At 35.1% G+C, this 21,459-nt stretch carries 26 protein-coding genes and 1 riboswitch; of the genes, 1 reads left to right on the top strand and 25 read right to left on the bottom strand.

What is annotated here, in order from left to right; all coding sequences use genetic code 11:
* Positions 1-29 precede the first annotated feature (29 nt).
* The 6 genes from ACTJFD_RS09765 to rpmG form a co-directional block, all read right to left on the bottom strand.
* Positions 30-167 (bottom strand): hypothetical protein, encoded by a 138-nt coding sequence (locus tag ACTJFD_RS09765; protein ID WP_442261294.1) that lies wholly within the window; start codon positions 165-167, stop codon positions 30-32.
* 9 nt (positions 168-176) lie between these two features.
* A complete protein-coding gene (locus ACTJFD_RS09760) occupies positions 177-614 on the bottom strand; it encodes a CopY/TcrY family copper transport repressor (RefSeq protein ID WP_442261292.1) in 438 nt (145 codons plus the stop codon).
* Between the two features lie 114 nt (positions 615-728).
* Positions 729-1,355 carry a sugar O-acetyltransferase gene (locus ACTJFD_RS09755; protein WP_442261290.1) on the bottom strand — a complete coding sequence of 209 codons (627 nt, stop codon included), beginning with the start codon at positions 1,353-1,355 and terminating at the stop codon, positions 729-731.
* A gap of 88 nt (positions 1,356-1,443) precedes the next feature.
* Positions 1,444-1,986: a transcription termination/antitermination protein NusG gene (gene nusG, locus ACTJFD_RS09750; RefSeq protein WP_442261288.1), complete on the bottom strand. Its 543-nt coding sequence runs from the start codon at positions 1,984-1,986 to the stop codon at positions 1,444-1,446.
* Between the two features lie 108 nt (positions 1,987-2,094).
* Positions 2,095-2,265, bottom strand: a complete 171-nt coding sequence (secE, locus tag ACTJFD_RS09745) for a preprotein translocase subunit SecE (RefSeq protein ID WP_442261287.1) — start codon at positions 2,263-2,265, stop codon at positions 2,095-2,097.
* A 28-nt stretch (positions 2,266-2,293) separates the two neighbouring features.
* Positions 2,294-2,446, bottom strand: coding sequence for a 50S ribosomal protein L33 (gene rpmG / locus ACTJFD_RS09740; RefSeq protein ID WP_442261285.1), 153 nt, complete (start codon positions 2,444-2,446; stop codon positions 2,294-2,296).
* A gap of 178 nt (positions 2,447-2,624) precedes the next feature.
* Here rpmG and cbpA point away from each other — a divergent pair, with 178 nt between their 5' ends.
* A complete protein-coding gene (cbpA, locus tag ACTJFD_RS09735; protein ID WP_442261284.1) occupies positions 2,625-3,269 on the top strand; it encodes a cyclic di-AMP binding protein CbpA in 645 nt (214 codons plus the stop codon).
* Between the two features lie 47 nt (positions 3,270-3,316).
* Here the strand turns inward: cbpA and ACTJFD_RS09730 are convergent, their stop codons facing one another.
* From ACTJFD_RS09730 to ACTJFD_RS09640, 19 genes are all read right to left on the bottom strand, one after another.
* The gene (locus tag ACTJFD_RS09730; RefSeq protein WP_442261282.1) at positions 3,317-4,498 is read right to left on the bottom strand and encodes a DUF916 and DUF3324 domain-containing protein; all 1,182 of its coding nucleotides are present in this window, start codon (positions 4,496-4,498) and stop codon (positions 3,317-3,319) included.
* A 274-nt stretch (positions 4,499-4,772) separates the two neighbouring features.
* Complete coding sequence (locus tag ACTJFD_RS09725; protein WP_442261281.1) at positions 4,773-5,408, bottom strand: WxL domain-containing protein; 636 nt, start codon at positions 5,406-5,408, stop codon at positions 4,773-4,775.
* A gap of 103 nt (positions 5,409-5,511) precedes the next feature.
* Positions 5,512-6,462, bottom strand: coding sequence for a WxL domain-containing protein (locus ACTJFD_RS09720; protein WP_442261279.1), 951 nt, complete (start codon positions 6,460-6,462; stop codon positions 5,512-5,514).
* A gap of 22 nt (positions 6,463-6,484) precedes the next feature.
* A complete protein-coding gene (locus ACTJFD_RS09715; RefSeq protein ID WP_442261277.1) occupies positions 6,485-7,225 on the bottom strand; it encodes a WxL domain-containing protein in 741 nt (246 codons plus the stop codon).
* A 38-nt stretch (positions 7,226-7,263) separates the two neighbouring features.
* On the bottom strand, positions 7,264-8,013 hold the full coding sequence (locus tag ACTJFD_RS09710; RefSeq protein ID WP_442261275.1) for a WxL domain-containing protein: 750 nt from the start codon (positions 8,011-8,013) through the stop codon (positions 7,264-7,266).
* Positions 8,013-8,477, bottom strand: a complete 465-nt coding sequence (locus tag ACTJFD_RS09705; protein WP_442261273.1) for an LPXTG cell wall anchor domain-containing protein — start codon at positions 8,475-8,477, stop codon at positions 8,013-8,015. Before ACTJFD_RS09705 ends, ACTJFD_RS09710 begins: the two co-directional genes overlap by 1 nt.
* 581 nt (positions 8,478-9,058) lie before the next feature.
* Positions 9,059-9,889: a bifunctional hydroxymethylpyrimidine kinase/phosphomethylpyrimidine kinase gene (gene thiD / locus ACTJFD_RS09700; protein ID WP_442261271.1), complete on the bottom strand. Its 831-nt coding sequence runs from the start codon at positions 9,887-9,889 to the stop codon at positions 9,059-9,061.
* A 4-nt stretch (positions 9,890-9,893) separates the two neighbouring features.
* Entirely contained in the window at positions 9,894-10,529 is a 636-nt protein-coding gene (gene thiE / locus ACTJFD_RS09695; protein WP_442261270.1) for a thiamine phosphate synthase, read from the bottom strand.
* The gene (locus ACTJFD_RS09690; protein ID WP_442261269.1) at positions 10,526-11,365 is read right to left on the bottom strand and encodes a hydroxyethylthiazole kinase; all 840 of its coding nucleotides are present in this window, start codon (positions 11,363-11,365) and stop codon (positions 10,526-10,528) included. The genes thiE and ACTJFD_RS09690 overlap by 4 nt, the downstream gene beginning before the upstream one ends.
* Position 11,366: 1 nt before the next feature.
* Entirely contained in the window at positions 11,367-11,888 is a 522-nt protein-coding gene (gene thiW / locus ACTJFD_RS09685) for an energy coupling factor transporter S component ThiW (RefSeq protein ID WP_442261268.1), read from the bottom strand.
* Positions 11,881-12,558, bottom strand: coding sequence for a thiaminase II (tenA, locus tag ACTJFD_RS09680; protein ID WP_442261266.1), 678 nt, complete (start codon positions 12,556-12,558; stop codon positions 11,881-11,883). The genes thiW and tenA overlap by 8 nt, the downstream gene beginning before the upstream one ends.
* Positions 12,559-12,570: 12 nt before the next feature.
* The gene (locus ACTJFD_RS09675; RefSeq protein WP_442261265.1) at positions 12,571-13,218 is read right to left on the bottom strand and encodes an energy-coupling factor transporter transmembrane component T; all 648 of its coding nucleotides are present in this window, start codon (positions 13,216-13,218) and stop codon (positions 12,571-12,573) included.
* Positions 13,211-14,578, bottom strand: a complete 1,368-nt coding sequence (locus ACTJFD_RS09670) for an ABC transporter ATP-binding protein (RefSeq protein ID WP_442261263.1) — start codon at positions 14,576-14,578, stop codon at positions 13,211-13,213. The genes ACTJFD_RS09675 and ACTJFD_RS09670 overlap by 8 nt, the downstream gene beginning before the upstream one ends.
* Entirely contained in the window at positions 14,578-15,144 is a 567-nt protein-coding gene (locus ACTJFD_RS09665; protein WP_442261261.1) for an ECF transporter S component, read from the bottom strand. The genes ACTJFD_RS09670 and ACTJFD_RS09665 overlap by 1 nt, the downstream gene beginning before the upstream one ends.
* 159 nt (positions 15,145-15,303) lie before the next feature.
* A riboswitch (TPP riboswitch) is annotated at positions 15,304-15,393 on the bottom strand.
* Between the two features lie 170 nt (positions 15,394-15,563).
* Positions 15,564-16,229 (bottom strand): hypothetical protein, encoded by a 666-nt coding sequence (locus ACTJFD_RS09660; RefSeq protein ID WP_442261260.1) that lies wholly within the window; start codon positions 16,227-16,229, stop codon positions 15,564-15,566.
* 59 nt (positions 16,230-16,288) lie between these two features.
* Positions 16,289-16,540, bottom strand: coding sequence for a hypothetical protein (locus ACTJFD_RS09655; RefSeq protein ID WP_442261341.1), 252 nt, complete (start codon positions 16,538-16,540; stop codon positions 16,289-16,291).
* Positions 16,541-16,576: 36 nt separating this feature from the next.
* Positions 16,577-17,995, bottom strand: a complete 1,419-nt coding sequence (locus tag ACTJFD_RS09650) for a glutamate decarboxylase (protein WP_442261258.1) — start codon at positions 17,993-17,995, stop codon at positions 16,577-16,579.
* 11 nt (positions 17,996-18,006) lie between these two features.
* On the bottom strand, positions 18,007-18,996 hold the full coding sequence (locus ACTJFD_RS09645; protein ID WP_442261256.1) for a choloylglycine hydrolase family protein: 990 nt from the start codon (positions 18,994-18,996) through the stop codon (positions 18,007-18,009).
* A gap of 30 nt (positions 18,997-19,026) precedes the next feature.
* Positions 19,027-21,444, bottom strand: a complete 2,418-nt coding sequence (locus ACTJFD_RS09640) for a YhgE/Pip family protein (protein ID WP_442261255.1) — start codon at positions 21,442-21,444, stop codon at positions 19,027-19,029.
* Positions 21,445-21,459 lie beyond the last annotated feature (15 nt).

The raw sequence follows: 21,459 nt of genomic DNA, 5'->3' as shown, positions 1-21,459 counted from the left end.
CCTCCTCAATAAATTAACTACTTTAATTTTTATAAGTCGATTTGATAACCAACTGTTTCAACAGCTGTAACGACCCCAATCTTATCTTCCTTTTCTTGATAAATAAGGCTTGCTTGATTCACTGATTCTAACTTACTCACTACTTTTTCTATTTTTGGTTCAACCAATTATTTCTCCTAAAATGATTGACAATGACATTGCCCTTGAGAACACTGACAGTCTAATTCAATTGGAGCTGTCTTTTTTTTTTCGTTTAACAAATCTTCTAACTGTTCAATATCACTTTGACTCAATTCCTGAGTTGCCATCACTTCCGCTAAGACTTGACCTGCTTTTCGGTGACAAATTTTTTGAAAAAATTGCTGTGCTTCTTGATTGACCATCTTTTTTTCAGAAACAGTTGGAGAATAGATGAATTTTTTACCATCTCGTTGCGTCTCAACATATCCTTTGTCGACTAAGCGTGACAACAAGGTCTTAACCGTCGATGGTTTCCAATTCATCTTATCATTTAAAAGTGCAATAACTTCTCGACTCGTTGTTTTTTCTTGGGTCCAAATCACACGCATGACTTCCCACTCAGCATCTGTAATAAATTCTATCGGTGCTTCCATCTTAATCCCCACTTTCCCTAAAAATCTACAATTGTAGTTATATATCTCAAAAAAAATAAACCTCTTGATAAACATACTATAAATCAAAAGGTCTACACTTGTCAACAATAAAGATTAACTATTTTCTGTTTCTTTAAAGTAAGCTTTTTCTTCAGCTTCCCAATACAAACGATCTTCATCGGTAATTTTACGGATGACACGCGCTGGATTACCAGCGGCAATTACACCGTCTTCAATGTTCTTAGTCACAACTGATCCCGACCCTATAATGACTTCATTACCAATTGTCACCCCAGGATTAACAACAACATTGCCACCTAGCCAAACATCATTGCCGATTTTTATTTTTTTACCAAACTCTAACCCTCTGCCTCTAACTCCAGCATCAATAGGATGACTTGGTGTTAACAATTGGACACCCGGACCTAACATGACGTTATTACCAATTTCAATAGGAGCGACATCCATAAAAAAGCAACCGACATTAGCATAAAAATTTTCACCGACATGTGTATTAAAGCCATAATCAACATAAACTGGGGGTTGAAGATATAAGTTTTCTCCTGTCGAACCAAACAGCTCTTTTTCGAGCCGACTAATTTCCTCTGGTTGGTCCAACGGGGTTTGGTTAATCTTTTGTGCCAATCGTTTATGCTTAGTGTATTTTTTATCTTCTTCTATTTTTTTAGAAAAATAAAGTTTTTCAGCAATCATTCGTTCGTATTCTGGATAACGTGTCATTTAAGTTCAACTCCATTATTGTTTATTCTTTATTAATGTTGAAACCACACTAAAAACGTCTTTGTTTTAGTGTGGTCTCATTGGTTTTTTATAGTTTGTCAACTTGATCAAAATCAAGTTCTGTACTTGTTTCTCGACCAAACATATCAATATTAACTTTTAACTTTTGTTTTTCAAAATCAACTTCTGTAATTTCACCTGTTAAATTAGCAAAGGCACCTTCAACAATTTTAACGACTTCACCCAATTCAACAGCTAAATCAGCATGACGACGACTCATTCCTAACTTACCTAGAATTTCTTCTACTTCTTCTGGTAACAGAGGAGCTGGCTTACTACCTGCACCGTGTGACCCCACAAAACCAGTTACACCTGGTGTATTACGAACAATATACCAAGAATCATCTGTCATTAACATTTCAATTAATACATAACCTGGAAAAGTTTTTTTAGAAATAATTTTTTCTTTTCCGTTTTTAATTTCATGTTCTTCTTCTTCAGGAACAACGACACGAAAAATAAACTCTTCCATACCCATGCTCTGCGCTCGAGATTCGATGTTTGTTTTTACTTTGTTTTCATAACCAGAATATGTGTGCAACACATACCATTGTTTTTCAAAAGATTCCATTTTTATATGAACCTACCTTTATTTGATAAAATAAAAAAACCTCAGACATCCGAAGTTTTTTCTTACAAGTCTTATTATAGCATCTCCAATGGATGATAGCCAATTATTTTATTTAATAAATAATTGTAATACTTGTGTTAATGCAAAATCGACGATTCCAAAATAAACTGCATACATTAACGTTGTTTGAATAACCGTGACAACATCCTTGCCTAATTTTTTCTTAGTAGGCCAAGTCACTATTTTCATTTCATCAATAACACCTTTTATAAATTTCATGATTTCATAACCTCCAAAATTTGCGTTTTTATTTTGTTTCACGATGAAGCGTGTGTTGTTTACAATATTTACAATACTTTTTAATCTCTAAACGCTCTGTTCTCTGTGCTGTATTTATCGATCGCGAATAATTACGTGAACCACAAACAGAACAAGCCAAAGACGATTTGTTTTGAGCCATGACAGACTCCTCCTATACTATTCATTATCTTAACAAGTGTATCATTTTATTAAAATTGCGTCAAACGGATTTATCAACAAAATTTGAATTAATGTTATCTTCATTCGCTTTATTGCGTTTTGTTTATCAATTATTCTATGGTATTATTAGAGTATAAAAACGAAAGGGGGACACATAGATGCTTATTGAATCTATTTGTATACCAAAACGACAACTTACCATTGTCACAGAAACTTGCTCACTTGAAGAAGCTCTGATTATTTTAGAAGAGTCTGGTTTTAGATGTGTGCCAATTCTTGATGAAACAGGTAAAATTTTTAGGGGTAATATCTACAAAATGCATATTTATCGCCACAAATCAAATGGTGGAGATATGACATTACCAGTCACTCATTTAATTAAGAATGCAACAAAATTCATTCATATTAATTCCTCTTTCTTCAAGATTTTCTTTACGATTAAAGAATTACCTTACATCGCTGTCTTAGATAACAATGATCATTTCTTTGGTATTCTAACACACAGTAGTTTACTTAATATCCTCTCTCAATCTTGGAATGTCAATGAAGGTCGTTTTGCCTTAACGATTGCTTCAACGGGTAAAAAGGGAGACCTTGCAACGATGACAAGAACCATTTCTAAAATTTCGGATATTGCAAGTTGTATTACTTTAGATATTGGTAAAGATGAATATATTCGTCGAACAATCATTACCTTACCAGCAGATACAAGCGAAGAAACGTGTCAACAAATTATCAAAGCTTTAGATAAAAAAGACTTCTTTGTTTCAGAAATCGAAGATTTACAAAATCCTAAAGATTAAAAAAGTTGTGTCACTCTTTTAAGAGTGACACAACTTTTTTCTATTTTTTATTTACGTTTTGATGATTTTTTTGAAGATGATCCTGATGATTTACGTTTTTTAGATTTTGAACCGGAGTGTGATGACTTACCACCTTTACGTGATGATGATTTACCACCTTTACGTGATGATGATTTTTTATTTTTTGATTTCATAATTAAAATAATAATAATAATCAATAATAATAAAACAACTACACCGATTAAAATATAAACCCACATCGGTAAGCCTTCTGGTTCTTCTAAATCGACAGCCTCTTTATTTAACTTATCACTATCTTCTTTTTTAATTTCAAAGTCTTTAGTGAAAGGCCATTTTTTATCTCCAGATGATGCAACTAATTTTAATGTGTATTTACCAGGTTCTAATCTTTGATTATTCCACATGATTGGGAAATCAAAGTTAGAGTTAGGAGCCATTTCTAGCCCTTCTTTTACTTCTTTTTTAATTGTTTCGTCTGAACCTTTTTTAGTAACTTCAGCTTCGACTTTCATCTTGCCAAACATAACAGGCTCAATATTTTGCAAGTTTGCTGTTACCGCAGTACGAGAACCAACTAGAGCTGGTTTTACTGCATTCAATTTTAAATCAGGTGATATTTTATCTTCGTTTGATCGTAACATAACGGCCTTAACAACTTGGAACTTGTTAACAATCTTAACACCGCCGCCACCTTTTTCATCCTTCTTTTCATCGTCTGGTAAGTCAGCAACAAAACCACCTAAAATCAAACCTTTAAACGTTTCACTCGGTGCTTTTAATTTAAAAGTTACTTCTTTGTTTTTACCCGCTTGAACATCCACGGTTTGACCTTCACCAACTAAGGTACTAAAAGGATGTTTTAAGGTATCGTCTGTTTTAAAGTCTTTTGCTTGTGGTGAATAATCAATCACACCATTTTGATTCGTAATAGCATTTGTTGGTGTTACGCGAATTTTTTTATCTTTTTTACCTGTATTAGAAACAACAACTTTTAAGTCTTGTTCTTGATTAGGCTTTACTTTCAAATCAAAATAGGTTGCATCTTTATTGATTTGATTGCTAGCGGGTACAATTCCCATCGTAAAGCTTAAAGCCTCGTCTTTTTCTCCTTCAGCAAATGATACTACTGGTGCGATAAAAAATAATATCAACGCTAAAAAACTCAAAACAAACGAGTTAATTTTACGATTTTTAGATAATTGTTCCATATGTACACTCCTATTCATTTTATTAACTTACACCCTTTATTATATATCATATATAAAAAAAAGGGAATGATTCTAAGTGTTTTTTTATTGATTAATTGTATTAAATACTTGTTTTACTGAACTAGTTAGACTATAAAAACCAGTTTATCTTTTTAATTATCAAAATATAACACCACTCACAAATAAAAAAGGTAATTTTGAATAATTCAAAATTACCTGAATATTTTAATTTCTTATTTCTTATCCTATTTTAATTATCTTCTCTTTAAAAAAATTAAAGAGTTGGACCATCTTTTAATTGATACGTTAGATTAGCAGTATAATTATCTGCTAAGTTACCGTATAAATACTCAAGTTGCCAAGCTGTGGCATCACTGTTATTATAATTTATTTTCCACTCACCATAGCCTTTACCTACATCAGCCTTAGCTAAAGTCGTCATTCCAGTTGTACCAGCAATTAAATTAATTGCCGAAACATCTGGTTTGATTGAAGCTATAATTGAAGCTTCAAACGAACTGACGGGTGTCGCTGTTGTGGCTGGTATGATAATCTTAGCTCCTTTTAATTCCTTTTGACCCTCTAATAATTTATCAAGTTTTACTGACAAATTCCAACCAGTTCCCTTACCAGAAAAATCATTGATTTTTAATTCAATTGGAACTGACATTTTAGTTTTAGCTAAAGTTGCCCCATTCGCTGGCATCTTTTCAATCGCTTTCTGATCAAAAACAACATTGGAAGCTTCTAACTCTAAGCCATTATCATTCTTTAAAAGTTCAAAGTTAGTCGTTGATGTATCCGATAAAGCCGCAAATGCACGAGATGAAAACGATACGACCAACAGAGATGAGGTAAGAATAAAAAACAAAATTTTTCTAACGAATAATTGTTTATTATTTTTTTTCAAAGTATCCCCCCAAAAAAAGATAAAGATTGAAACAAACCTTTAAATTTCTGTCTTTTTTTTGTATAGGGTTCATCCAAAAATTCTAATTTGAAATTAGCCTAAATTATGCTCCAGGTGTTGGTGTTGAAGCAATTGAGTAGGTAATAATTGCTGTGTAGGTATCTGCTAAGTTACCTGCTGGTGCAGTTAATTTAATTGTGTTAGCTCCACCTAGATTTACTTCCCATTTCCCAATTCCTTTACCTGCTGTAGCATTAAATAATGGTTTATTTGTTGCTGTTAAGACGGTATTAGCTGCAATTGATGGTCCGTTTGTATCTTGCCCCGCAATTGATAAGTTTTTAACTGAGGTAACTGCGGCTGGAAAAGTGACTGTCGCACCATGTAATTTATTTTTAGCTGCAGCTTCACCAGCAGCAACAGTTTTCGCAACTGTGTTTACACGTTCTTCCGGTGTTGGATTAGCCTCTGCAACTGTAATTCCGTCTACAGCTGGAAAATCAATACGTGTTCCTTTTAGTACTCTGTAATCCTCAGAATCTTCAGCTAATGGTGCACCTGTTGCATCTAATTTCACGAAATGGCTTAATTTTGCACTTAGTGTCCAACCTGCACCTGTACCTCGTTTATCTACCACACTGTATCCTGGTGCATATGCTTTATCTAATTGTTCTGTTGTATATTTACCATCTGCATCTGGTTTAACCATTGTTAAATATTTCTTTTCAGCTGGAACTTCTGTTTTATCTTTATCATTTAAAACATATTGAGCATCGACGGTTTGGATCATTCCGTTTAATGTAATTTGTGGGAAAAGTAAGTTAGTCGCACTTGTAATCCCTAAAATCCCTACTGGGCGGTATGGTCCAGTTGATGGTCCTTCGTCTGGAGGTAATACTTCACCTGGTTCAGTACTTGTTGCTAATTCAACTAACGATGAAGCACCGATTGTTAAATCTTCCTCGCGAATACCATCTTCTGCTGAAGCCACTTGACCTCCGATAAATAAAGTTGCTAATAGTGCTGCTGCACTTAAAAATTTAATGTTTTTCATGTTTAAAGCCCTCCAAATTTTTTTAAATTGCTGAATTCACTAATGGTCCTTCTAAAAGTAACCAAGTAACGCTGCCTTTGTACTGTCCTTTATAACTACCCGGTGGGATAACTAATGAAAATTTCTTATTTGCTTTTGGTTCGTTATAAATACCTAGCCAAGTTCCCATCCCTTGACCTTCTTCAGCAGTAATGATTTTAGTAAAGTCTTTTTTGTTTTGGTTACTAAAATTCACTACCTGAGCAGCTGGCGGGATAGCCTCTTTAAAGACTTCCTTTCCTCGCTGGATATTCGCCGCTGGAAAATCAATAAACGCACCTTTTAACAGGTATTCATTCTTTTCAACGTTAATTAAATCATCTTGTTTAACTTGCAAATTCCAACCTGCTCCTGAACCTCTTTTGTCCGTGACTTGGATATTTTGGGATAGTTTTGTTTTCATTTCAATCTGCTGTGTTTTTGAAACTAACTCTGTATCCAAAAAATCAAACGAAATCACTTGATCTAGACTTAAAGGACCAGGCAAATTCGTGCCTGGATTAGGGTCTTTTGGATGATTAGGGTTTTCCGGTTTTGTCGGAAGTAAATCCCCTGGATCCAAATCAACCCCAGAACCCGATTGCACGCCTGATGTCGTTACTTGAGCTGAAGTTTGAGGACTTATAGATGGTGAATTCTCTGCTTTCATTTGAACTGTTCCAAATGTAATTGCAAAAAAACTAGTAAGAAGAAAAGCTAATAGCGTTAGCCCTTTCCTTTTCATCTATAGATTCCCCTCCTCCTAAATCATAATTATTATTATTATTCAGGAACAAAGGCAGTTTGACCTTCTGGACCGTCATACAATGCCCAAGTTACATTACCTTGATAGCTACCTGCATAGTTACCTGTTGGAATCACTAACTTAATAATATTTCCTGTACCAGGTTTGTTGGCTGTGTCTTGAGTATCATTGTATGCTGCTTTCCAAGTACCCATTCCTTGCTCAGCTCCTGCTGATAATACACGTGCATATTCACCTTTGTTGCTACCATTTGGTTGATAACTAACCATTGATAGCGCTGCTGCTTCAGGATTGTTTTGTAGGCTTCCTGTAATTTTAGGATTATTCATTTGGATATAAGCACCTTTAAGTGTACGTTTTTCACCTTCTGTGTTTGTAGAAACTAGATCACTTTGTTTAACTTGTAAATTCCACCCAGCTCCTGTACCACGTTTGTCCGTAACTTGAATTGTTCGTTTAGCTGAAGATCCCTTTGGTGTAATCAAAGGAATGGATAATGTCCCACTACCTAATTCAGTTTCAACAAAGTTAAAGTTAAGAACTTGGTCAATACTTAATGGACCTGCTTGCCCTGTTTCTCCACCATCAATATTTGGTTCTTCAGGATCCGTTTTATCCTTATTGCCACCTTTTAAAGTGACTTTAGAAGTTGATGAAATTGAACAATCTTCATTTTCAGTTACCCCTTCACTTGCTGCAAAAGCTGGTAAGCTTGCTCCTAATACAATCGCACTTACTAGTAAACTACTAACTAAGGTTTTTTTCATTATTTTTTCTCTCCCTTGTTTTTATTTTTATAATAAACAATCACCAATACAATAACCAAAACAATGATACCAACACCAACTAAAGCAAAATTACGACGACCTTCACCTGTTTGAGGCAAATATTTTATCATGCCTTTATTGTTAGGCGCTGAACCACCTTGATTATCATTCGGTTTGTTATTATCATCTTTTCCTGATGTGTTACTTGACGTCCTACTATCACTAGTCGTGCTCGTACTACTAGATGACGAGTCTTCGGTATTTACTGGCGATGTAACATCATCTGTTGAGGTACTACTTTCTTCTGGCTTATCCGAACTATCTGAAACTTTATTAACAAAGCCTATTCCTACTCCACCGCTAGGGTCATCCTCTTCACTATCTTGAGCGAAAACACCATAACTTATGGATAGAATCATGACACTCACAAGAGCCATGACAAGCCATTTTAAATTCTTCTTCATTTTTCACCCTCTTTTCATCTTTTCTAAACCCATTAATCAACCTCTTTTGATAAAATCGTTATAAAATGAACAATTCTTTTAAAAAAAACACTCTCTATTTTTGTTTTAATGATTATATTTTATAAGAGTCGTTATAATCAAGCTTCATAAAATGTTCAATGTTTCAACTCTAACAATTCACTAATAAAACCATTTTCGAAAATATTTAAGCAAAGTATGAGCATTTATATAAAAAAAGACTACGTTTATTTAATTTAAAAAAACGAAAGTTCTTTAACGTATTGCCTTAAGAATACCCTATAACTATTGGATAATAAAATAATATGCCTCTTTATTGAACAACTTAAAAACATCTCTAATAAAACATAGAATGATAACTTAAAATTTAATTCGGACTTGTTTTTTAAAAGGTTGGTTATAAAAACAAACAAGTTTAGCGTTTCTGTTATATAATTCCTGCTATAATTATTTAAAAAAATTATTTTTTCTAGATAATTTTAGAAGAAAAAAAAAAAAAGATTGAAATCTGCTGATTTAAAAACAACAGATTTCAATCTTATATATAGTAGACACTTTATTTTTCACTTAAAAACCTGTGTCACTTCCTCACTTAAACTAGCCCAGTGATTGGTCGGGCCATGACCATGACCAACCTCTATTCCCTCCGTAATCGCTCCTTGAATAAAGCGTTTTGCCAAAAGGATGGCTTCTTCCAATTTTTTTCCTTTTGCTAATTCAGCCACAATACAAGAGGAAAAAGTATCTCCCGTACCATGAGTATTGTTCGTTTGAATTCGTGGACTTTCCATCCAAAAGGACGTCCCATCTTCTAATAGAACAAAATCTCGTGCCAGATGACTTGCTTCAGAAAAATGACCACCTTTCATCACAATATTTTTCGAACCTAATTGTTGTAGTTCCAAGCCAGCTTGACATAACGTTTCCTCGCTATCAATTTTATAGCCTACTAATACTTCTGCTTCTGGAAGATTCGGTGTCAATACAGTCGCAAGTGGTAAAAGTTCTTCTTTAATCACAGCGATTGCCCCTTGGTCTAACAATGAGTGGCCACCTTTTGCAATCATCACAGGATCAACAACGAGCGGACCGAAGTTAACCCTTTTCAGACATTTAACAACCGTTTTTACATGTTCTTCATCTACTAACATCCCTGTTTTAGCAGCTTTAATTTCAAAATCGGCAGCTAATGATTCAAATTGCTTTTCTACAAAAGAGCAAGGAACACCGATACTATCTTGAACACCTAATGTATTTTGAGCAGTTAACCCTACAAAGATACTCATACCGAAAACCTCTCGTGCCTGAAAGGTTTTCAAATCTGCTTGAACACCAGCCCCACCACCTGAATCAGATCCGGCAATTGTTACTACTTGAGGTATTTTTTTTTTCATTTTTTTATTCCTTCCTTAATTCTGTGACAGCACTTTTTAAACGTCTACTCATCAAGGCGATATCGTCTGCTAACATAAGCTCGCTCACTATCGCAATGCCATCTACTTCGCCTGCTTTCAACTCATGTAAATTTTCCAATGTAATTCCACCGATAGCAACAATAGGAATCTCGACAGCTTCAGATATTTCTCGTAACGTTTCAATGCTTGTGTATTGGGCATCCGTTTTAGTTGATGTTGCAAATATGGCTCCAACACCTAAATGATCTGCTCCTGCTGCTGCTGCTGCTTTAGCTTGTTGAACATCTTTGGTAGAAACGCCTAAATACTTATCAGGTCCAATCAATTGACGAACAACCGCAACTGGTAATTCGTCATCACCAATATGGACACCTGCTGCGTCAATTGCTAAACAAATATCCACACGATCATTAATGATTAAAGGAATCTGATAATAATCAGTTATTTTTTTTACTTTAACTGCCAACTCAAAAAAATGACGAGTTGTTTCTGTTTTTTCTCTTAATTGAACTAAAGTTACTCCATTTTGACACGCTTCCTTAATTTTACTTAAAAAATACTCCTCTGAAAAATCATAGCAATGTGTCACTAAATAAAGAGTTAAATCTAATGGCTTCATAATTTTTTTAAGGTCACTCCTTCTGCCCAATTTTTTTGTTTCATTAAAACAGATAACTGATCAAGTGTTTGATGCCTAAAACTAGCCAGGCCTTCGCCTGTTTTTAATTGATATTTCGCCTGTTCACCACAACAATTGAAATAGCTAACAGCAGTCACGATAGCCTGCAATACCGGAACTTGCAGCCCAAGTAAAGCAGCAATCATTGCTCCGACGATATCCCCCGTTCCTGTAAAGCAATCTAACTCTTTAACCCCATTGTTTAAAAGAAAAGTGCCCTCTAAAGAAACGACCACATCCGTGGCTCCCGTTGCTAGAAACGTCGTCTTAGGATATTGCTTTTGTAATTCAACTAAAGAAGTAGCAAGCTCAATCAATGCATTTGGCTCTTGGTCTTCCTCAGCACCATCAACACCTCTTCCTTTCGTTTCAAGGCCACATAAAGCACGCATCTCTGAAAAATTTCCCTTAACTACCTCAGGATTATTTTCTAACAATTGGTGAGATAGATGATAACGAAGTTCAGTTGCCGTGATTCCTACAATATCAACAACTGTTGGTTTCTTCAGCTTTTGAGCTAGCTGACTCGCATGGCGCAAACTTGCTTCACGAGAGGTCGAAAGATGACCGATATTTAATAATAAACCATCTGTTTGTTTAAAAAAATCATCAAACTCCCGTTGGTCAGCTGCCATAACAGGTTTTGCATCAATATAAAGTAGGGCATTCGCCATAGATTCACACGTAATCTCATTGGTCATACAATGAACTAATGGACTTCTTTTTAACGGAAAAATAGTCGTCATTTCAGCTTTTAATCGCTGTTCTGTATTCATCTTATGAATTCCTTCTTTCAAATAAATTTTGTATCTCTTTAAATTTCTTTTGTTTCACTAATTTAATAATAATTAGATACGCAATGAAACCACCGATGAAAGCAGCACCAATAAAACGAGGCGTATAGATTAACCAATACATTTTCTGTGTACTTCCTGTAAACCAAACCATCACTGGATAAGACAAGAGAGAGCCAATCACACCCGTCCCGATGATTTCACCTATTACCGCCCCGCCTATCTGTTTAGACCAGCGGTAACCCACCCCTGCGAATAAAGCACCAAAAAGAGCACCCGTTAATGCTAATGGAGGAATACCTAGTAATAACATGCGAATCAAGCCACAAACCAAAGCCATGATAGTCACATAAACCGGCCCCATTAACGTCGCACCGATGATATTTAACACGCTTGACATTGGAGCCATTCCCTCGATTCTAAAAAGGGGAGAAAGTACGACATCCAACGCAATCATTAAAGCTAAAATAATCAATTTTTGAGTTTTTTGTCGTTCTCTAACCATTCACCACAATGCCTGTTGGCCAAATTTCATGTACCAGTGCCATTTCCCAAAATAAATACTCCATTTGACTACTGATATAAAAAGCTTCAATCATCTTTTCTTGTTCTTCGGTCCCACTATCTTGATATAAACGGTCAAATAAACCACATTGTTCTTTAACCTCTTCCGCAAAATCCTCACCTGAATAAGTTTCAATCCAGCGTTGGTAAATATCTACCGGCGACCCCGCTGCAATCAAGCGAGTACCTATTTGCTGATATAACCATGAACAAGGTAATAAACCAGCTGCAGCACTATTGACCGTTCCATCAACCAATTGGCGATACATGTGAGATACATAGTGATAAGCTGTTGGAGCGATTGGCGTCGTTTTGATTTCTTCATCTGTAATCCCTAACTCTTTAAAGAACGTTTCACGAATACTGATTTCACCTTCTGCTAAATGTGTGGCACTATCCACTAATAATTTCTTTAACTCTAAATTGTTGGTTTTCTCAGCAATTAACAAATGAATTTTACTAAAATGTTCCAAATAATAACGGTCTTGAATTAAATAATAGCGAAAAGCATCCTCCGATAATTTTCCTTCTTGCAGTTGCGTGATAAAGGGATGTTTAAAGCTTCCTTCCCAATATGGATTTGCCAGTTCTCTTGCTTTTTTTGTAAACATTTTTCTTCCTCCTTAAATAAATAGACTAACATTAATGATTAAAAAACTAAGTAGTAAAACGACCCATGATAGCATTGGTGTAACCAATTTTTCATAGGGATTTCGACGAACATTCTCATCAAAACCACGAGAGGTCATCGCTTCAACATATGTATCTCGCCAAGAAAAAGCGACAAAAATTGTTTTAAGATATAGCATCGGTGACCAGGGACGTAGTTTTTTCCCGCGTAATTGACTCGCTTCGCGTAACGATTGAATTTCTCGCCTGATTTCAGGAACTGCATGGATCACAACTAAAATGCCATATACAAACGCAGTTGGAACTTTTTTCTGTTCCAAATAGCGTAATAATTCCTCTAAATTAATACCAAAAGCAAAAACCATTCCTAAAGCAGCAAAAGCATAGGTTCGACTAAACAAAAGCCAAGCTCCTGTCGCTCCTGTTCCATGTAAATAAATGGACCAAGCACTACCAACAGCCGGTAAAATTGGTAATAAAATAGCACCAAAAAAGCCAAACCATTTTCCTCGATACGCTAAAAAAGATAAAGCCCAGATGACTAATCCTATATTAACCATGACTGATTTTGTAAAAGAAATCTCAAACGTGATTAAAAGAATAAAAATCGCTAAAACAAGTACATTTGTTTTTTTAGTCATCTTTTTCTACCTCCATAAATTGATAAGTTAATGCTTGTTCTGCTAATTGAAGATGGTAATCACTATGATTGATTAATGGGGATAATCGATGTGAAACCACTACAAAGCTTTGTTCTGCTTTCTTTTCATCTATCCATTCCATAAAGTAGCGACACGCTCGTTCATCTAGTCCAGCAAACGGCTCGTCTAATAATAACAATTTCAAATCCAAACTTAACATGGTTATTAATTGAACCATTTTTTTCTGTCCCTCACTTAAATGAAATAAACTTTGCTTCAAGTAACGATCTAAACCTAAAAATTCTAACGCTTCTTTTTGTTTCACTTGTTGCTTTGGGGACAGCTTAGACTGATCAAAACTTAATTCTTCTTGCAACGTTAAGGTTAAAAACTGTTTTTCAGCTTCTTGTACTGCTAATGATAATTTTTGATATAACCATCGATTTTTTCTTAATTTAACCTCTTCAAAGCGTAACGTTCCTTGATATTTTTTTTGCTGAACCATTGCTCTTAATAAACTTGTCTTCCCTGTTCCATTTTCACCAGTTAGAGTGGTAATGCCTGTTGTTAACAATTCGGTTGGGGCATCAATCAATAAACGCTTATTCTGATGCAACTTAAAATTTTCAAACGTGATTAAAGAAGAACCAACCTCTGTTTGAGTTCCTAATAACAGACTTTCTTTTTCTTGAATTAAACCTTCTCGTTCTCGTCGTATCAGTTGCCCATCCTTTAAATGAACCCAATCATCGGCAAGTTGAGCATAATCAGACAAATCATGATCAATAATAATTAAGGTTTTCCCTAGTTTTTTTAATTCTACTAATTTAGCTAGTAAACGTTGACGACTTTTCGGGTCAATACTGGCAAATGGCTCATCTAATAGATAAATATCAGGATCCATAGCGACTAAGATAGTTAACGCTGCTCTTTGTTTTTCTCCACCTGACAGTGTGGTTAACGACTGCTCTAACAAATGATTCGTTTCACCAAATTCAAGGGCATAGGCCATGCGTTCTCTGATTTCTACTGGTCTTAAGTCTAAATTTTCAAGCGCAAAAATTAATTCCCGTCTTAATGTTGCCATTGTAAATTGTCGATTTGGTTTTTGAAACATCATTCCTAATCTTTTAGCTTTTTCTTGAATCGACAATTCTCTCACTTCTTCTGTCCCCAGATGAATCGTCCCTTGATAGCTTAAAGGTAGATATTGGGTCATTAACCGAAGTAACGTTGATTTTCCACTGCCACTATCTCCAGTTAATAACGTCAATGTCCCCGTTTGAAATAACCAATCAACTTGATTTAAAATGACATGTTGCTCTCTTTTAAAGGTTAATTGATTTAATTCAATGTTCATTATGATTTCACCACCGCTAGTTTTTGTGCTCGTTCGTATAGCTTCATAATAAGATGAACAACAAAAGCACCAAAGAAGAGAACTGAAAGTAAACGAACGATGAACAAACTTACAATCATTCCTAGGCCAAGTTCACCATAACCAAATTTAAAAAATTCATAAATAAAACTAACAACTGTGGTTCCAATTGCACTATAAATGAGAGTCACTCCGTCGTAACGACGATATTTAGTAACGATAAAACCAAGTTCTGTACCAAACCCCTGAAAGAACCCGGATATCAAAACACCAGGACCAAAATAAGACCCATAAAGCATCTCTGCTAATGCGGCTAATAACTCACCTAAAGTTGAGCTCCCTTTTTTCCGAATAAGCATCCCGGTCATAGGAGCTGCCATCGTCCATAAGCCAAATAAAATCTCATTAGCAAAAGGACTTAGCCCAAAAGGTGTCAGTGCTGTTGAAAGAACAGAATATAAAAAACCTGCTCCCATAAAGACTACCCCAAATAAAAAAGCTAAAAAAGCTAGTAATACAACATCTGATAACGTCCATTTCTCTTTCATATATAAAAAAACCTCCAAATGTAAACTATTTAGATAGTTACATTTGGAGTGTTAGCGCTTTATCGTTGTGTTTTATAACACTTTTCTTTCAATACAACTAAGTATTAAAAAAAGCCCAACCATCATTAAATGGTCAGGCGAAAAGTCTTTTGTTAATCAACAAACACATCAACATTTCTCTTCGCCAGTATTAACTGGAGCAGATTCGATGGGTATTATCTCAGCTGTTACGCACCCCAAATGCTTCTATTTAAATGTAAATTCATTGTAGCACCTTTTTAAAGATTAAACTAGCTCTTTCTCTTTTTTTGTGAATTTCACTTTCAAATTGCTTGTAAATCAACATTTGCACACCGAAAATTATCATCAATACTAAAAAGAGTTAAAGTCATTTCTGACCTTAACCCTAAAGAGGCAATTTATTTTTCTAATTCTAAAGGTAATTCAACATCATAAGTATGTTCTACCTTGTCATCTTCGCTACCTTTTTTGTGTCCTTTAAAGCCTAATTTAACGGTTTTAATTTTATCCATTTCGTCAATTTTATCAAATTTGAAGTGAACATGACCATCTTTTTCTTTATCTTTTTCAAAGATATCTTCCCAAGTGTCTCTGAAATGTTCACCTTTAATTTCTTTACCGTCATCTAAAACAATGGTAGCCTCATCTGGACGAATAACCACATCTTCTGTTCCATTATTTTTTAAAGTATAGTGCATTGCCATTAAACCATGATACGTTTCATCACTATCTTTATCCTTAAATTTATCCACTTCAACTACTTTTACTTTATCAATCTTAAAGTCAACATCATCCCAAGTATCATCAGACCAATCGGTTTTATAAGTAGCCTCAAATTTAATCTTTGGATCTTCTTTACCTGTTACGACTTCTTTAAAAGAACCATCATCTTTTAAAGATACTTCATCAACATCAGCTGCTTCACCATCATCTAGAGAAACAGATGTTTCTTCAACTTTACCACTTTCAATGGTCCCTTTTTCTTCTTGTTTAGAACAAGCGCCCAATCCTAATGCTAATACGGCTACACCAAAAGTAACACCTATTAATTTAATTTTTTTCATTGTTGTTTTCCTCCTACAAATTAGTTGTCATTTTAATCATTAAATTTCTCTCTATTTCTTTAGACAATCGTATTTAAATCTTCATCCCATTGGTCTAATTCTTTTTCATCGTACTTTTCATAACGCCCTGCTTCATGTAAAATTTTCTTAATTTCATGCATAGCTTTCTTTTCTTCATACCATTTTTTCAGGGTATGCTTTTTATCACTTTCTTCAATTCCATCTAAAGATGTTAAAGTAGCGTCTAATTTATTGATTGTTTTAACTATTTTGTCGATAACAACCTCTTCTTTTTGTTCTGTTTTTTCAATTGACATTTGCAGCCATCCTCTCTTTTTTAGTTATAATTAATGCGTAAATCCGTGTGTATGAATATCACCTTTATCATGATAAAGGATACGAGCTTTGCTTAATTCATCTAAACATTCGTTAAAATCTCTTACTAATGCATCGGCTAAGTTTTGACCTAAATCCGCACGACAAACGAATCTTTGAACGACCACTTTGTCTAAATTTTTAGGTAGCGGATATGCCGGAACTTGCCAACCTTTCATTTGTAAACGATCGGCTAAGTCATAAAGTGTCCACTCAACATCTGCTTCTTCTTTTAGTTTATAACAAACAATTGGAATATTTTCGCCATCATTATACATATCGAAAAGCCCTGTTGCTTCAACTGCTTTAGCGATTGTCATAGCTGCTTCTTTCGTGCGTTCGTGAATTTCTTTATAGCCATTAAAACCATAACGATAGAAGTTGTAATACTGACCAATTATTTGACTCGCACTTCTTGAGAAGTTAATCGCCATTGTAGGCATATGTCCACCTAAATAACTCACATCAAAGATTAATTCTTCTGGTAAATATTTTTTATCTTTCCATAAAATCCAACCCACACCTGGATAAACTAAACCATATTTATGGCCTGATGTATTGATTGAAACCACATTTTTAAGTCGGAAATCCCAAGCCAATTCCGGATTAACGAAAGGTACAAACATCGCACCACTCGCACCATCCACGTGGATCACTAACTTGCTATTATTTTTACGGTTATATTCTGATACTAATTCATCTAATACTTTAATATCATCAAATTTACCTGTATAAGTAATCCCTAAGATACCTACAATTCCGATGGTATATTCATCAACATAATCCATCACAACATCGGTATTAATACGTAAATGTTTTTCATCTACTGGTACTTCACGCATCTCAATATCCCAATAGACACAGAATTTTTCCCAACAAACTTGGAAACCAGATGAAATCACAAGGTTTGGTTTTTTCGCTTTCACATCAATCCCGTTTTTCTCAGCATGTTCACGCCAGCGGAATTTCATTGCCATTCCACCTAACATACAAGCTTCACTCGAACCAACCGTTGATGTTCCCATCACTCGGTCTTGATCTGGTGCATTCCAAAGGTCAGCTAAGATGTTCACACAACTTGTTTCTAATTCAGCCGTTTCTGGATATTCTGATTTATCAATCGCATTTTTTTCCATGGTTTCAGACATTAATTTTGTCGCTTCTGGCTCCATGTACGTTTGACAAAACGTCGCTAAATTTTGGCGAGCATTTCCTTCATCCATTAATTCATCTTTAATTAAACGATACGCAAGTTCTGCTGGTACTGGATCTTTGTGTAGTTTTTTCATAATAATATCTTCACGTGATTGAACTGATCCAAAAATCGGTGCTGCTTCTGCTGCTTCAAAGTTTCTTAATTCTTCACTTTTAGTTCCTGTTTGTTTTTTCATTAAAATTCTCCTTAATTTAAAGCTGTAATCGCTTCGATTTTTTCAATATTAAATGTTTTTGGTTCTGAGTTTGCTAATAGTTCAGCATTTAGAGAAACTTTAGTAATGTGTGCGTTACTATAATCAGTAAAATAGTACGTTTGAGACTCATTACACATTGTTCCTACATACTGTGAATAATCTGAATGTCCATCTTGATCAATCACAATGCCTTTTGGGATACGAACTGTGGCTAAGACATGATAAGCGTTCATCACTCCTTCAGCTTCATTATTAGCCTCTTCGATATGTTGTCTGAAGAAGGCTGCTCGGATAAATCTTTCTGGCGGTGTATAGCCACCAGGTAACCCTAAAGTTCCAGTTCCTTGTGAGAATGGGCGAGCAATATAATCACCAAATTGTTTGACTTTATATTGTTCTGGTTGAACATGTAAATAGTTACGTAAATTATCAACATGCCACTCAAAATAAGGCGTATTTGTTAACACTCCAACAGGATTTTCTTTAATCACAAGTTTAATTTCAGTTGGCTCAATAATCACACAACGTCCTGTTAAATCTGTAATAATCCAGTGAAGGGGAGTCACTGTGTTTAAAACAGGTGCTTCTTTTCCAACAAGATGTATCTTGTCAATTTTTTCTTCTAATTCTGCAATCGTTGCACAAGTGCCTAACAACCAAATGATAAATTCATGTGGTGCTAGATTAAGAGCACCTTCCTTAGCATTTTTACGATAAGATACTTCACCTGGCAAGTATAATTCTGCTGCGGCTAAACCTTTTTCATTGACACCATCCGCTACAAAATAAGAGGTTCCTAATAAACGACCTGCCCCAACAAAACCATATTGATTCTTATAGTCATGGGATTTCACACTAGATTTCCATTGATAATTTCTTGGTAAAAAAGTTGGTCTGGCCTCTAAGGGGAAGGCAAAGTCCATCGTTCTTGATAATAAATGACGTTGATCCTTTGTTTTTAAATGAATACTTGTACACATAATTAACCACTTCTTTCTTCTTTTTTCTATTTATTTTTCTAATTCTTGTAACATCTGATTGTCATCCAGCTCTGAAATGCCTTCTTCGTGACGTTTTTGGAGCCAAGCCATCGATAATCTTAAAAGAATAACGAAAACAATAAACGTTACTACTAATATAATTGTACTTTTATTGAACATCGATTGACCAATTCCACCTGAAATGGCTTCTCTTAGACCATAGATTGAATAAGACATTGGTAAGTAGGGGTGAATAGCATTAAAGAATCCATTTGTTAAAGGCATTGGGAATGTTCCTCCCGCACCTCCGAGCTGCAATACGAGTAATATCATCGCGATAAACCGTCCTGGATTATCAAAGGTCATCGCTAGGAACATGACAATGAACATGTAGCTCCATGCACTTATCAGTGCCATCAAGTAAAATTTACCTAAATAATCGACTTGTAATTTCAAAGCAATCATGATGGTTGCTTCGATTAATGCCATTCCTGTCGAAACAACAAAACCAATTGCCACTTTACTTAACCACCAATCACGACTACTCTGGCCTTTGATCGACACACGACGAATTGGAAAGACGAAGTTAAAGACTAAACAGCCAACAAATAATGCAAGTGACATAATATAAGGTGCTAAAGCTTCACCATAATTCGATACACTACTATATTTCTTGTTTGTTAATTTGGTAGCATCTGAGAACATGTTAATATTTTTTTCATTTAACTTAACTTTAGCTCCCATTTCACTTGCTTCATCTAAAGCAGTAGCCAATTCTTTTGAACCATCTTTAAGTTGACTAATTCCTGACATGAGCGCCGGTGAATTTTTATTTAACTCACCTAAACCACTTTGCAATTGACCTGCTCCACTGTTTAACTGATTCACACCACTTGAAAGTGTCGGCATTTGACCATATAACTGATTTAAACCATCACTCAATTGATTACTGCCTCCTGCTAATTGATCTGCTCCAGCAAAAGCTTTAGGCGATAAAGCCATCACTTGATCAGCTTTGGCAGTTAAAACTTCTAAGCCACCCACTAATTGATTGACACTTGCTGAGGATGGAACGATACCAAGTGTACCCAAAATTTCATTGGTTCCTTTTTCAACTTCTGCAATCGAAGCTGATAAATGCTCACTTTGTTTAGCCAACCCTGAAGTTAGCTCACTTAAAGCATTGGTTTGTTCCACTAAAGCATTTGAAGAAGCAATCGCTTGATCTAATCCCTGTGTAGCCTTAGCTGTTTCACTTGAGATTTTTTCATTAATATTATTCTCAAATTGGGTAACTTCTTGATTGATTGAATGAATTAATTCATTTCTAATCCCTTCATCGATTGTATCTTGCGCATTAATTAATGAAGTGATATTCGTTTGAACCGCTGATGAATCAGCAACAATATTTGCTTCTAAATGATTTAAGTCTGTACTGACTTGTTGTAAATCAGTTGTCACCTGTGCTGCATTCAAACTAACCTGATTCAACTCATTCACATGAGATAAAATCTGATCTAAATCATTATTAATTTGGTTAATATTTGCTTCAATCGTATCTTTTGAAGACTGGCCCATTGACCCTTCAACATTGGCTAAAGCTGTTTCTAAATTACGACTCCCCTCACTTAACTCGTCTAAGCCCACTTTTAATTGTGTAGCTTGAACAGACAATGGTTGTAAGTGCTGATTAATCGTCCCTAAGCCATTATTCAGTTGACTCGCTCCATCTGTTAATTTTGAAACACCACCAGATAACGGACCAATATTTCCAGCAAGTTGTGAGGTTCCTTGTGCTAATTGGTTAGAGCCAGAGTGAGCACTGCCCACACCTGTTGTATATTCACCTAGCCCTGAACCTAACTCTACAGAGCCTGCTGCTAATTGATTAGAACCACTCGCTGCTTCACCAATACCCTGAACTGCCTTTTTTCCAACTTCGTTTAGAGCAGTAACATATGCTTCTGTTACATTATCTCGAACTTGGGAATTTAAAGTCGTCGCACCGATTTCTGATATTTCTTCACCGATATAGTTCAAAGAACCATTCGTTGTATAGGTGATATTCATTTTCTGAGGATTTTTGTCTAAAAGACTTGTTGCGTTTTTAGAAAAATCTTTCGGTATTTCAATAATCATATAGTAATATAAATCTTTCATACCTTTATCTGCTTTTTCTTTAGAAACAAACTCCCATTTCAAATCTTTATTTTCCTTAAGTTGATCTACCACTTGTTTTCCGACATCTACTTTTTGCCCTAACATTTCCGTTTCCACATCTTCATTCACAACAGCCACTGGTAAATCTTTGGCGCGCCCATAGGGATCCCAAACAGATTTATCAAAGAAACCGGCATAAAGAATGGGGATAAAAGTGATGGCAATCACTGATATTAAAAGAATTTTATTTTTAAAAATATGTTTAAATTCTTGTTTAACCATGTTCATTTTTTTTACCTCCTA

The organism is Vagococcus sp. (assembly GCF_052102835.1).
Lineage (GTDB): Bacteria > Bacillota > Bacilli > Lactobacillales > Vagococcaceae > Vagococcus.
This window is presented reverse-complemented; position numbering and strand designations above follow the sequence as displayed.

Bases quoted from the DNA above. Each gene is read 5' to 3' on its own strand.
- ACTJFD_RS09760 (WP_442261292.1), bottom strand. From the start codon at position 614: ATGGAAGCACCGATAGAATTTATTACAGATGCTGAGTGGGAAGTCATG.
- ACTJFD_RS09755 (WP_442261290.1), bottom strand. From the start codon at position 1,355: ATGACACGTTATCCAGAATACGAACGAATGATTGCTGAAAAACTTTAT.
- nusG (WP_442261288.1), bottom strand. From the start codon at position 1,986: ATGGAATCTTTTGAAAAACAATGGTATGTGTTGCACACATATTCTGGT.
- secE (WP_442261287.1), bottom strand. From the start codon at position 2,265: ATGAAATTTATAAAAGGTGTTATTGATGAAATGAAAATAGTGACTTGG.
- rpmG (WP_442261285.1), bottom strand. From the start codon at position 2,446: ATGGCTCAAAACAAATCGTCTTTGGCTTGTTCTGTTTGTGGTTCACGT.
- cbpA (WP_442261284.1), top strand. From the start codon at position 2,625: ATGCTTATTGAATCTATTTGTATACCAAAACGACAACTTACCATTGTC.
- ACTJFD_RS09730 (WP_442261282.1), bottom strand. From the start codon at position 4,498: ATGGAACAATTATCTAAAAATCGTAAAATTAACTCGTTTGTTTTGAGT.
- ACTJFD_RS09720 (WP_442261279.1), bottom strand. From the start codon at position 6,462: ATGAAAAACATTAAATTTTTAAGTGCAGCAGCACTATTAGCAACTTTA.
- ACTJFD_RS09715 (WP_442261277.1), bottom strand. From the start codon at position 7,225: ATGAAAAGGAAAGGGCTAACGCTATTAGCTTTTCTTCTTACTAGTTTT.
- ACTJFD_RS09710 (WP_442261275.1), bottom strand. From the start codon at position 8,013: ATGAAAAAAACCTTAGTTAGTAGTTTACTAGTAAGTGCGATTGTATTA.
- ACTJFD_RS09705 (WP_442261273.1), bottom strand. From the start codon at position 8,477: ATGAAGAAGAATTTAAAATGGCTTGTCATGGCTCTTGTGAGTGTCATG.
- thiD (WP_442261271.1), bottom strand. From the start codon at position 9,889: ATGAAAAAAAAAATACCTCAAGTAGTAACAATTGCCGGATCTGATTCA.
- thiE (WP_442261270.1), bottom strand. From the start codon at position 10,529: ATGAAGCCATTAGATTTAACTCTTTATTTAGTGACACATTGCTATGAT.
- ACTJFD_RS09690 (WP_442261269.1), bottom strand. From the start codon at position 11,365: ATGAATACAGAACAGCGATTAAAAGCTGAAATGACGACTATTTTTCCG.
- thiW (WP_442261268.1), bottom strand. From the start codon at position 11,888: ATGGTTAGAGAACGACAAAAAACTCAAAAATTGATTATTTTAGCTTTA.
- tenA (WP_442261266.1), bottom strand. From the start codon at position 12,558: ATGTTTACAAAAAAAGCAAGAGAACTGGCAAATCCATATTGGGAAGGA.
- ACTJFD_RS09675 (WP_442261265.1), bottom strand. From the start codon at position 13,218: ATGACTAAAAAAACAAATGTACTTGTTTTAGCGATTTTTATTCTTTTA.
- ACTJFD_RS09670 (WP_442261263.1), bottom strand. From the start codon at position 14,578: ATGAACATTGAATTAAATCAATTAACCTTTAAAAGAGAGCAACATGTC.
- ACTJFD_RS09665 (WP_442261261.1), bottom strand. From the start codon at position 15,144: ATGAAAGAGAAATGGACGTTATCAGATGTTGTATTACTAGCTTTTTTA.
- ACTJFD_RS09660 (WP_442261260.1), bottom strand. From the start codon at position 16,229: ATGAAAAAAATTAAATTAATAGGTGTTACTTTTGGTGTAGCCGTATTA.
- ACTJFD_RS09650 (WP_442261258.1), bottom strand. From the start codon at position 17,995: ATGAAAAAACAAACAGGAACTAAAAGTGAAGAATTAAGAAACTTTGAA.
- ACTJFD_RS09645 (WP_442261256.1), bottom strand. From the start codon at position 18,996: ATGTGTACAAGTATTCATTTAAAAACAAAGGATCAACGTCATTTATTA.
- ACTJFD_RS09640 (WP_442261255.1), bottom strand. From the start codon at position 21,444: ATGAACATGGTTAAACAAGAATTTAAACATATTTTTAAAAATAAAATT.